The 11,371-nt window shown below is 49.2% G+C and carries 10 protein-coding genes; 4 read left to right on the plus strand and 6 right to left on the minus strand.

What is annotated here, in order from left to right; translation table 11 throughout:
- Positions 1-13: 13 nt before the first annotated feature.
- Positions 14-403, minus strand: coding sequence for a MerR family transcriptional regulator (locus ABUA47_RS01645; protein ID WP_005824060.1), 390 nt, complete (start codon positions 401-403; stop codon positions 14-16).
- A 29-nt stretch (positions 404-432) separates the two neighbouring features.
- Positions 433-1,401, minus strand: coding sequence for a M23 family metallopeptidase (locus ABUA47_RS01650; protein WP_005824061.1), 969 nt, complete (start codon positions 1,399-1,401; stop codon positions 433-435).
- A gap of 171 nt (positions 1,402-1,572) precedes the next feature.
- Between ABUA47_RS01650 and alaS the strand changes: the two genes are divergently transcribed.
- Complete coding sequence (alaS, locus tag ABUA47_RS01655) at positions 1,573-4,191, plus strand: alanine--tRNA ligase (RefSeq protein ID WP_349824519.1); 2,619 nt, start codon at positions 1,573-1,575, stop codon at positions 4,189-4,191.
- Positions 4,192-4,644: 453 nt separating this feature from the next.
- On the opposite strand, the gene ABUA47_RS01660 is transcribed toward alaS, so the two are convergent.
- Entirely contained in the window at positions 4,645-5,454 is an 810-nt protein-coding gene (locus tag ABUA47_RS01660; protein WP_025834306.1) for a hypothetical protein, read from the minus strand.
- Between the two features lie 76 nt (positions 5,455-5,530).
- Entirely contained in the window at positions 5,531-6,949 is a 1,419-nt protein-coding gene (locus ABUA47_RS01665) for an ATP-dependent RecD-like DNA helicase (RefSeq protein WP_035450200.1), read from the minus strand.
- Positions 6,950-7,044: 95 nt separating this feature from the next.
- On the opposite strand from ABUA47_RS01665, the gene ABUA47_RS01670 reads away from it, so the two are divergent.
- From ABUA47_RS01670 to rsmD, 3 genes are read left to right on the plus strand one after another with little or no spacing between them, the layout of a single operon-like run.
- On the plus strand, positions 7,045-7,731 hold the full coding sequence (locus tag ABUA47_RS01670) for a hypothetical protein (RefSeq protein WP_005824067.1): 687 nt from the start codon (positions 7,045-7,047) through the stop codon (positions 7,729-7,731).
- 18 nt (positions 7,732-7,749) lie between these two features.
- Positions 7,750-8,529, plus strand: a complete 780-nt coding sequence (locus tag ABUA47_RS01675) for a DUF3822 family protein (protein ID WP_035450201.1) — start codon at positions 7,750-7,752, stop codon at positions 8,527-8,529.
- The gene (gene rsmD, locus ABUA47_RS01680; protein WP_005824070.1) at positions 8,520-9,053 is read left to right on the plus strand and encodes a 16S rRNA (guanine(966)-N(2))-methyltransferase RsmD; all 534 of its coding nucleotides are present in this window, start codon (positions 8,520-8,522) and stop codon (positions 9,051-9,053) included. The genes ABUA47_RS01675 and rsmD overlap by 10 nt, the downstream gene beginning before the upstream one ends.
- A 60-nt stretch (positions 9,054-9,113) precedes the next feature.
- Here rsmD and cls read toward each other — a convergent pair whose 3' ends face one another.
- Positions 9,114-10,553 carry a cardiolipin synthase gene (gene cls / locus ABUA47_RS01685; protein WP_005824073.1) on the minus strand — a complete coding sequence of 480 codons (1,440 nt, stop codon included), beginning with the start codon at positions 10,551-10,553 and terminating at the stop codon, positions 9,114-9,116.
- Positions 10,554-10,814: 261 nt separating this feature from the next.
- The coding region (locus tag ABUA47_RS01690) for an outer membrane beta-barrel protein (RefSeq protein WP_349831392.1) at positions 10,815-11,371 on the minus strand (557 nt) is incomplete at its 5' end.

Below are 11,371 nucleotides of genomic sequence, written 5' to 3' on the forward strand. Positions count from 1 at the left end.
AGTGGTATTTATTCTACTTCAGTCCTTGAATATTTTCCTTCAAGCTCTCCACATCCTCGTAAGTAAACTCATCCAATGCCAGTTTCATGCCTACCAGTTCTTCGCGGATAGCTCTCAGGCGATCTACGATTTCAAAGTTGCGTATCGTAGCTTCTTTATTGTCTTTCATCCGTTGGCGGGCGCCGGGCAAGGTCATTCCGCGCTCCTTCACCAGATGATAGATAAGTTTCACTGTCTCAATGTCCTCCTTACGGTACTGGCGTATTCCCCGCCCCCCCTTCTTCGGATTGAGTTGCGGAAACTCCTTTTCCCAGAAACGGAGCAGTGATTCGTTGACATCGAACATGGCAGCCACCTCGCTGATGGAGTAATATAACTTTAAATTCTTATCTGTATTCAGCATGATGTAATCCTTTCTCTATAAATCATCCGTCAATCAAGCACCTTACCATGGTTCGCCGCAATCTGTATCATGCGGTCATAATCCTCGGCACTGAGATCCATGAAGTAGTAGTTGACGGGATTCACAACTTTTCCCTTAACGTGTACTTCGTAGTGCAAGTGCGGACCAGTACTCTTGCCCGTACTGCCTACCCCGCCAATGACCTCACCACGTACCACTTTCTTGCCCAACTTCGTCCGGAAATCGCGCAAGTGTGCATACACCGTCTGATAACCGAAGCCGTGGTCTATCACAATTCTGTTGCCATAGCCCGATTGCCAGCCCATCTGCACCACGGTGCCATCTCCCGTGGCATAGACATCCGTGCCCTGGGGAGCCGAAAAGTCCATACCCTCATGGAACTTGCTGGTACCATAAATGGGGTCGATACGCGTACCGTAACCCGAAGCGGTCTTACGGAGGTCTTTATTGGAAACCGGCTGTATGGCAGGAATGCAGCGCAGCATTTCATCATGATTCTTGCACATCTCCACCACATCGTCAAAGGAGCGGGACTGGATATAGAGTTGCTTGCTAATCATATCCATTTTCTGCGTGGTATTGATAACCAAGTCGGAGTTAGCCATATCCATCAGATGCTCATAGCGGTTGGTACCGCCGTATCCAGCCTGACGGATGGCAGAAGGAATAGGGTCGGCCATGAAAATCACCCGGTACAGATTGTCATCACGCTGCTGTATGTCTTGCAGCACTCCCATAGCCTCGTCCAGCCGGCGGGAGAGGACGTTGTACTGCGCCTGCAGTTTGCTGTTCTCCTTTCGCAACTCCTTCTCCGACGGAGAGCCGAAGATAAGCAGCAATACGATGAAACTGCCCGCACCCAGCCCCATACCGATGAACAAACGGCGGAGAATGCTCAGCGCCCGCTGCCTCACGGTAGGATAAATACGGTCGTACGTCTGCGTCTGGGGATTATAAATGTAGTAAACTTTGCGCATCTTAGGAAATATTTCGCTTGTCAATGCGACAAAAGTAATAAAAACAAGCTATCTTTGCACAGTTTTTTCAAGAATATTAAGACTAAGTAGCAAGTAGTTAGTAGTAAGAAACGGGCAAAAAACGACAAGAGAAGGTAAATCAAATTAGAATCAGATAAATCAATAGAGAGTATGTTGACTGCAAACGAAATCAGAGACTCTTTCAAGAGTTTCTTCGAAAGTAAAGGTCACCAGATAGTGCCTTCGGCCCCGATGGTGATTAAGGATGACCCCACGTTGATGTTCACCAATGCGGGAATGAACCAGTTTAAAGATATTATTTTGGGCAACCACCCGGCGAAATACAAAAGAGTTGCTGACTCGCAGAAATGCCTTCGCGTAAGCGGAAAGCACAACGACCTGGAGGAAGTGGGTCACGATACCTACCACCACACCATGTTCGAGATGCTGGGCAACTGGTCGTTTGGCGACTACTTCAAGAAGGAAGCCATCTCCTGGGCATGGGAGTATCTGGTGGATGTATTGAAACTCGACCCCAAAGACCTCTACGCCACCGTATTCGAAGGTAGCGCCGAAGAAGGACTGGAACGCGACAACGAAGCCGCTTCTTACTGGGAGCAGTTCTTGCCGAAAGACCACATTCTGAATGGCAACAAACACGATAACTTCTGGGAAATGGGTGATACGGGACCGTGCGGTCCGTGTTCGGAAATCCATGTGGACTCCCGTTCGGAAGAAGAGAAGGCCAAAGTACCCGGCAGCCAGCTGGTGAACAAAGACCACCCGCAGGTGATTGAAATCTGGAACCTCGTGTTCATGCAGTTCAACCGCAAGGCGGACGGCAGCCTGGAAGGACTTCCCGCCAAGGTGATCGACACCGGCATGGGCTTCGAGCGACTGGTGCGCACACTGCAAGGAAAGACCTCCAACTACGACACCGACGTATTCCAACCGATACTGAAAGCCATCGGAGACATGGCAGGCAAGAAGTATGGCGAAGATGAGAAGTCGGACATCGCCATGCGTGTAATTGCCGACCACATCCGCACCATCGCCTTCTCCATCACCGACGGACAGCTTCCGAGCAATGCCAAGGCAGGTTACGTCATCCGTCGTATCCTCCGCCGTGCCGTGCGCTACGGTTACACGTTCCTCGGACAGAAGCAGGCATTCATGTACAAGCTCCTCCCCGTACTCATCGAGAACATGGGCGCCGCTTATCCCGAACTGGATGCACAGAAGGAACTGATTGCCAAAGTTATCAAGGAAGAAGAAGACTCCTTCCTCCGCACTTTGGAGACAGGTATCCGCCTGCTGGAAAAGACCATGGCAGACGCCAAAGCCGCCGGCAAGAACGAAATCAGCGGAAAGGATGCCTTTACCTTATATGATACCTTCGGTTTCCCGCTCGACTTGACGGAACTGATTCTCCGCGAAAACGGCATGACTGCCGACATCAAGGAGTTTGACGCCGAAATGCAGCAGCAGAAACAGCGTGCCCGCAATGCCGCCGCCATAGAGACCGGTGACTGGATTACGCTAAAGGAGGGTACTACCGAATTCGTAGGATATGACTATACGGAATACGAAACATCCATTCTGCGCTACCGACAAGTGAAGCAGAAGAACCAAACCTTGTATCAGATTGTACTGGACAAGACTCCGTTCTATGCCGAAAGCGGCGGTCAGGTAGGTGACACCGGTGTATTGGTGAACGAGTTTGAGACCATCGAAGTGGTAGACACCAAGAAGGAGAACAACCTGCCTATCCACATCACCAAGAAGCTGCCCGAACACATGGAAGCTCCGATGATGGCATGCGTGGATACCGACAAGCGTGCCGCTTGTGCCGCCAACCACTCTGCTACCCACTTGCTGGATGCTGCGCTGCGCGAAGTATTGGGCGAGCATGTAGAGCAGAAGGGCTCTTTGGTTACACCGGACTCCCTGCGTTTCGACTTCTCACACTTCCAGAAGGTGACGGACGAGGAAATCCGCAAGGTGGAACACATCGTTAATGCAAAGATTCGCGCCAACATACCTTTGAAAGAATACCGCAACATTCCTATCGAAGAAGCCAAAGAACTGGGCGCCATCGCTCTGTTCGGCGAGAAGTACGGCGACCATGTACGCGTTATCCAGTTCGGTTCTTCCGTAGAATTCTGTGGTGGTACGCACGTGGCTGCAACCGGAAACATCGGTATGGTGAAGATTATCTCCGAAAGCTCCGTGGCTGCCGGTGTGCGCCGTATCGAAGCCTACACGGGTGCACGCGTGGAGGAACTGATGAACACCATCGAGGACACGCTGCACGACTTGAAGGCGCTCTTCAACAACGCACCCGACCTTGCCGGAACCATCCGCAAGTATATCGACGAGAACGCCGGACTGAAGAAGCAGGTAGAGGACTTCATGAAAGAGAAAGAAGCACAGCTGAAAGAAAGACTGCTGAAGAACGTGCAGGAAGTCAATGGCGTTAAAGTCATCAAGTTCTGTGCTCCCCTGCCGGCAGAAACAGTGAAGAACATCGCCTTCCAGCTGCGTGGCCAGATTACGGAAAACCTGTTCTTCGTGGCAGGAACTGAAGCCGAAGGCAAGCCGATGCTGACCGTCATGCTGAGCGACAACCTCGTGGCAGGCGGACTGAAAGCCAGAAACCTGGTGAAAGAGGCCGCCAAGCTTATCCAAGGCGGTGGCGGTGGCCAGCCCCACTTTGCAACTGCCGGCGGCAAGAATGCTGACGGACTGAACGCTGCCATTGACAAAGTTTTGGAATTGGCAGGATTATAATCGAAAATAATTGGCGAAACACTTGACATCGCCTCTGCGATGTTGTATATTTGTAATGTCATTTTTTAGATATTTCAAAATTAAACTACCGGGAAAGGAGGAGCATTGCTTCTCCTTTTCTTTTTACCCTCCACGGTATTCCATTTGAAATGCCACATGCCGGCTCCCCAAACTCCACACCTTACCATCCTAAATGCCACACCTTAGCAAGTGAAATGGCTGGCATTTACCCTCCAAAGCCCTGGGGTTTCCGTGAAAAACCCTAAGGTTTGGGACAGTGAAGTGGAGGGAACGGATGATTAGTCCAGAACAAACAGACAATGCATTCGAAGCAAATGAATGATGCATACAGAACAGACAGATGATGCGCAACAGAAACAAAAACGGGAAGCCTAAGCCTCCCGTCTGTTAATCTTTCGTAAATCTGCTCTTGACAAGATTTCCACTAAAACCTTATTCCATCCGAAGTATAAACATTTCGCGATAAACCACCAGTGCACCTTCGGGCAACAAACCGGAAGGACAGAAAGGAGTTACATTTTCCGCAAGTACACATTTACCATTTCCCGAGACCGTCCGCGTAAAGAGCCTCTTCTCTCCATTATAAGTAAACTGCCACAATGCATATGTATCTCCGTTCTCATCTTCCACTGGAACTGTCTCGTATATCCCCATTAGCGGTTCCTCCTCTTTTCCCGTCGGATAGATTTCCAATACACCTTTCCACATACTATTGGAGAAATCTTCGGGCACCAGCACATAATACCCGCCATCCTTCACCCAAGGACGCTCGGCAAGTGCCTTAGAAACATCACCCAGCAGTTCCGTCGGTGCACCACTACTGATACCATACTCGAAGCCCATCTTCGTCAACGTATATTGCCTACGACCTTTCACCGTGATGCGCAGTTGTGTTTCCTCACCGGAACCATCCATCACCTTCACAATCGTCTCCCCCTCTGCCAGCGGATGAATCTTGATACGCTGATACCCGTTGACATCATCGGTAAAAGTCACGGAAGCCACCGACTCGTGTTCGTTAATTAGATTATAGGAACCGTCACCACCGTCAATACCCAGCACTGTATCTTCGTTTGTTTCAGAAAGATAATAAGAAAGGTTAGACACCAGATTATCACATGTCCCAATCTGATAAATAGGCTCCACGCCTTCGAAAAGTACCATGCTCCGGTAATCGTCCTCGCAACCGGAAGCGGTAAACAGCAGTGCTATCAAGGCAAAGAGAGAGTATAGCTTCTTCATACTTGTTCAGTTATAGTTGTTCTATCTACAAAAATACAAAAAATGCCGGAATACTGCATCGGTACCCCTCTCTTTTTCAAACTATTTGTTCTTCCGGATAGTTAACCAAGTAGAGCGTTCCCGTGGCACGGGTAAAGGCGGTGTAAAGCCAACGGAAATAATCGGGTGTCAAGTATTCATCCGTCATATACCCCTGGTCCAGAAAGACATTCTTCCATTGCCCGCCCTGCGCCTTGTGGCAAGTCACGGCATAGGCATACTTCACTTGCAAGGCGTTGTAGTACGGGTCTGCCTTCATCTTCTTCATCCGCTCGCGCTTCACGGTGATGTCGGCATAATCTTCGAGGACGGAGTAGAAAAGCCGGTCGTTCTCTGCCTTGGGCAGCGCAGGCGAGTCGGTATGCAGCGTATCGAGCAGCATGTTCACTTCCAGTTCAAAGTCGTTATAGTCGGGAAAGACCAGCGTCACGTCTGCAAAGCGGAAGCCATACAGCTCTCGCGTACGGCGCACGCGGCGCACCACGGCAGTCTCACCGTTGGCAATGAAATCCATCTCTTTCTCCTTTTCCGTCCAGAAGTAGTTATTTTTCGCCACCATCAACAAATCACCGGTGTTTAATTCATCCTCACGCCAGAGAATCTGCGCACGGATGCCTTTGTTGTAGATGTTCGCCCTCTTGTTGGAGCGGCACACCACGATAGTTTCATCCAGCCCGTCATGGTCGTAGCAAGAGCTCAGCGTTTCTATCAGCTCATTTCCGGGCAGAACTTTAATGTCGGCAAACCCCGAAACCTTTATCTTTGGCAGGCTGTAGCAATCGTCTTCCGCTATCAACTGCCTCAGGCGGGTGGCATTCCACAAAATGCCCGACTGTTGCTCCTGACGCACCACCTGCGTCAAGTCCACCTCCACCACTTCCAGCCCGTAGCCTTTCAAGGCATCGGCAAAGAGGGCAGGGCTCTGCTCCTCCCCCACCGGCGGCAGCTGTGCCGTATCGCCCATCAGCAGCAGGCGGCATCCCTGGCCGGAATAGACAAACTGCACCAGGTCGTCCAGCAATCTGCCCGTGCCGAACATGGAACCGGACAGTCCCTCATTGGAAATCATCGAGGCCTCATCCACTATATATAAAGTGTGAGTTGTCAAATTATCGTTCACAGAAAAATTGCTCAGCTCATTGGAGAAAGATTGCTGTCTATAAATTTTTTTATGAATTGTAAACGCCGGATGCCCCGCATACGCCGAGAAAACTTTTGCCGCCCGTCCGGTCGGTGCCAGCAATACCGACTTTTGTTGCAACTTATCCAACGTCCGCACCAAGGCACCGACCAACGATGTTTTACCCGTCCCCGCATAACCACGAAGCATAAAAACCACCTCGCTACGGGGTGACAGAAGGAACTCCGATAAAGATTTTACAGCAATTTCTTGCTCAGGAGTTGGTTGGTAAGGAAAATTTTCCTTAATTTGCCTTTCTAAATAGTTATTTATCATTTTTGTAACAGAAAAAAGTAAAGGGAACTATCGTTTTTAAATTAATTTCTTTTATTTTTGCGGTGCGAATATAACAACTAAAAAACATATTTATCATGAAAACAGTATTTAATGTCATTTTAGGCTTATGTGCTTTGGTGCTAATTTATATTTGTTACACCAGCATTATGGGTCCTATCAACTTTGAAAAAGCAAAGAAGCACAGAGACGCAGCCGTCATTGCACGTCTGATTGACATCCGTAAAGCACAATTGGAATATCGTACTTTACATGACCAGCAATATACTGCAAGCTTCGACTCTCTGATTGACTTTGTTAAAAACCAGAAACTTCCGTTCATCTTCAAGCAAGGAGAACTGAACGATAAGCAGCTGGAAGACGGTCTGACTGAAAAGAAAGCCATCAACATCATCAATAAGGCAAAGAAGACAGGTAACTATGCTGACGTCAAGAAATGGGGATTGGAAAACTTCAAGCGTGACACTATGTGGGTAGCCGTATTGGACACTATCTTCCCGAAGGGCTTCAACCCCGATTCAATGAGATATGTTCCCTTCGGAAACGGTGCACAATTCGAAATGGCTATCAAGAATGATACAGCTAAATCCGGTGCTCCTTTCTGTCTGCTCGAAGTGAAGACTCCGTACGAAGTTTATTTGAACGGTCTGGATGCACAAGAAATTGCCAACATCAAGGACGTACAAACCAAACTTGGCAAGTACTGCGGTCTGATGATTGGTAGCTTGGAAACAGCTAACAACAACGCCGGTAACTGGGAATAATCTCACCCCGACAAACGTATGATAGAAACGACTGATTTTAATAAATCGGAACAGTATACATTATCCATCCGTCTCAGCACGGATGGATTTTCTTTTTCTGTGTTCAACCCTCTGGGCGACGGCGAGTTCTCTTATTACGACCGTGCAGTGGACGAGTCCTTCTCCCTCACTGCCAATCTGAAACAGACTTTCCGCGAGCTGGAGTGGCTGAAACGCCCCTTCCGCCGTGTCAATGTGCTCATGGCGGACAAGCGCTTTACATTCATTCCCCTGGAGTTCTTCGAGGACGAACAAACGGAAATCATCTTCTATCACAACCACCCTAAACGGGAAAATGAAACCGTACAATACAACATACTGCATAAGAACAACACTGTCGTATTGTTCGGCATGGATAAGAGTGCCTGCTCCTTCCTTCGCGAACAGTATCCCGATGTCAAGTTCTATTCCCAAGCCAGCCCCTTCATTGAGTTCTTCTCCTCAAAGAGCCGCTTGGGCAACAACCGGAAGATGTATGCACACTTGCGAAAAGATGCCGTAGACGTATACGGCTACGAGCGCGGACGCCTCCTTCTTGCCAATTCCTTTGAATGCAGAAGCACACCCGACCGTGTCTACTACCTATTATATATATGGAAACAACTCGGCTTCGAGCAGGAGCGCGATGAGCTGCACCTGACCGGTGACCTGAACGACAAAGAACTGCTACTGCCCGAACTGCGAAAATTCATCCGGCAGGTATTCATCATGAATCCCGCCACTAATCTTGACCTGCAAGCCATAACCCTATGCGAGTAATCAGCGGAATATACAAAAGAAGACGTTTCGACGTGCCCCACTCCTTCAAGGCACGCCCCACCACAGACTTTGCCAAAGAGAATCTGTTCAATGTGCTCTCCAACTACATGGACTTTGAGGACGGCATCCGTGCCCTCGACCTATTTGCCGGTACGGGCAGCATCAGCATCGAGCTTGTGTCCAGAGGCTGCGACCAAGTAATCAGCGTGGAAAAAGACCGCGACCACTATGCCTTCATCTGCAAAATTATGCAGGAATTAAAGACGGACAAGTGTCTACCCATACGCGGTGACGTATTCAAATACCTCAAAAGCGGACGCGAGCAGTTCGACTTTATCTTTGCCGACCCTCCCTACGAGCTTGCCGGGCTGGAAACCTTGCCCGATCTCATCTTCGAGAACAACTTGCTGAAAGAAGACGGACTCTTCGTCTTGGAACACGGGAAGAAAAACAGTTTCGAGGAACATCCGCACTTTGTGGAGAGAAGGGTATACGGGAGCGTGAACTTCACGATATTTAAATGATGAATGAAGAATGGTACGATATGAATACACTTCAAGAAATTCTTCATTCATCATTCTTCATTATAACAGCGGCGCCATCAGCCGCACCACACTCTCTGCAGCCTTACGATACCAGGGGCGCTTCACCCAGTTCTTCAGGAATACTTGTACGCAGTCGCGCTGGTCTTGAAGGAAGATTTCGCGCATCTGAAGCGCTGTTTCTGTGTCATAGATGAAGGCATTCACCTCAAAGTTATGTTCAAAACTGCGGAAATCCACATTCGTAGAGCCTACCGTGGACAACTCATCATCCGAAACCATCAGTTTGGAGTGCAAGAAGCCTTTCTTATAGAAATAGACCTTGACTCCCGAATAGAGCACATCTGCCAGATAAGAGCAGGAACCCAGATGCGTCAAGCGGTTATCAGCACGCATGGGCAACATCAGACGCACATCGACACCTGACAAGGCGGCTGTCTGCATAGCAACAAGTACGGCTTCGGTGGGCAGGAAGTAGGGAGTCTGGATATAGAAATATTTCTTTGCGCTGGAAATGGATATGACAAGTCCCTGCATAATGTCTTTCCATGGGCCTACGGGCTCACTCGTTACAATCTGCGCCAAGGAAGTACCGCAGTTTTCTATTTTCGGGAAATAGCGGGTAGACGTAATCAGTGTACGGTCCACAAAGTACCAATCGAGTAGGAAGGCGGTCTGCAATCCGTGAACAGCCTTGCCCTCCAGCAGCAGATGTGTGTCCCGCCAGATGCCCCATGAGAATCCGCGCATATAGCGTTCGGCAAGATTCATACCCCCCACAAAGCCGATGCGCCCGTCAATGACAACTATTTTCCGATGATTACGATAGTTCACCTTACTGGTGAAAAGCGGAAAACGTACCTTCAGAAAGCTGCGTACCTCGATACCGGCCTCGCGCATCTCTTCAAAAAAACGGTTGGGAACATGCCAGCAACCCACATCATCATAAATCACACGTACCTCTACCCCGGCACGCGCCTTTTCCATCAGGACATCACGCACCAAGCGCCCAATGGCATCGTCCTCAAAGATATAGAATTCCATGTGGATATGCTTCGTTGCTTTCCCCAGTTCGCGTAGCAGGGATTGCAGCATGGAGAGCCCCAGGGTATAGGCTTCCACCCGGTTTCCATCGAAGGGGAAAGCCTGGTTGGTATTACGGAACAAGGATATGAGACGACTGTAATTGATGGGAAGCGCACATGAGTCCTGCGCCAGATATTCCGCCATAGGTTTCTTCAACAAGCGGCTGTAACTCTTCTTCCCTATCATGCGCACACGGCGCTGACTACGCCCGAAGAAGAAGTAAAACACCAGCCCCACGATGGGAAGGAACATCAGTATCAGTATCCATGCCATGGTTTTCACCGGATTGCGGTTGTCGAGGATAATGACGACAATCGTTCCGATGATGGCACCGAAATAAACAATGTCGAAGGCTATCGTAGCAATCTGGCTGGCAATGAAGTTCCAATCAAGCATGTTCACAGACAATTAAGTGTGAAACAAATGTAGGAAAAACACAGAAACTTTCACCGAAGATTACAGAGATTAACATAAAAGTCCCTCTTCCCCCAACTTGTCTGAAAACTTATACTTGCTATCGCTTTGACGCGGATGACGCAGATTTTTAATATTCTTATCTGCGTCATCCGCGTCTGAAAAATAATCAAAAAGAAACCTGCCACAGAATTGAGAGTGTATCAGAATGACAAGCTGATTAGGGGGGTGATCCCCTCCGCTTTAGAACGGCCTGCGTCCTCCGAAACCGCCAGGACCATGACCCGGACCGAAGCCCGGACCGCCGAAGCCGCGTCTGCCCTGCATCTTATCGCGGGCGGCCTTGCTGCCGAAAATATTCAGACGATAGATGAAGTGAAGCATGCAATAGCTGTTCACGCCGTTATATTCGTACACCGAGCGGCCGCTTGCAGTCAGCGAACGGCTGATGTTACTCTGCTTCTTCAGAATGTCGTACATCTCGAAGCTGACGGTGGCATTCCCTTTCAGGAAAGTCTGCGACAACTGTGCATTCCAGATAAGCTCGTTACGGTTCATACTGCTGTCCGTATATCCTCGACGGCTCTGGTTGGCAATGTTGGTAGAGAGTGTCATGTTCCACGGCATGGAAATCTGCGTATTGGCACCGTAGGAGAAGGTATAGGGCTCCTGATTATTGTCAGGCGTCAGTTTATCCTTCTCTATTGAATAGGAGATGCTTCCGTTCAAGCCGAATTCAAACCAGTCATTACGATAGGCGGCATTCAGACGTTCACCCAGCGTCAGGTTGGTGGTTGTAT

Source organism: Bacteroides sp. RTP31139st1_H2_RTP31139_211217 (assembly GCF_040227615.1).
Classification (GTDB): domain Bacteria; phylum Bacteroidota; class Bacteroidia; order Bacteroidales; family Bacteroidaceae; genus Bacteroides; species Bacteroides uniformis.

What these genes read in the sequence shown, in the direction of transcription:
- ABUA47_RS01645 (WP_005824060.1), bottom strand. Translation starts at nt 403, where the DNA reads ATGCTGAATACAGATAAGAATTTAAAGTTATATTACTCCATCAGCGAG.
- ABUA47_RS01650 (WP_005824061.1), bottom strand. Translation starts at nt 1,401, where the DNA reads ATGCGCAAAGTTTACTACATTTATAATCCCCAGACGCAGACGTACGAC.
- alaS (WP_349824519.1), top strand. Translation starts at nt 1,573, where the DNA reads ATGTTGACTGCAAACGAAATCAGAGACTCTTTCAAGAGTTTCTTCGAA.
- ABUA47_RS01660 (WP_025834306.1), bottom strand. Translation starts at nt 5,454, where the DNA reads ATGAAGAAGCTATACTCTCTCTTTGCCTTGATAGCACTGCTGTTTACC.
- ABUA47_RS01665 (WP_035450200.1), bottom strand. Translation starts at nt 6,949, where the DNA reads ATGATAAATAACTATTTAGAAAGGCAAATTAAGGAAAATTTTCCTTAC.
- ABUA47_RS01670 (WP_005824067.1), top strand. Translation starts at nt 7,045, where the DNA reads ATGAAAACAGTATTTAATGTCATTTTAGGCTTATGTGCTTTGGTGCTA.
- ABUA47_RS01675 (WP_035450201.1), top strand. Translation starts at nt 7,750, where the DNA reads ATGATAGAAACGACTGATTTTAATAAATCGGAACAGTATACATTATCC.
- rsmD (WP_005824070.1), top strand. Translation starts at nt 8,520, where the DNA reads ATGCGAGTAATCAGCGGAATATACAAAAGAAGACGTTTCGACGTGCCC.
- cls (WP_005824073.1), bottom strand. Translation starts at nt 10,553, where the DNA reads ATGCTTGATTGGAACTTCATTGCCAGCCAGATTGCTACGATAGCCTTC.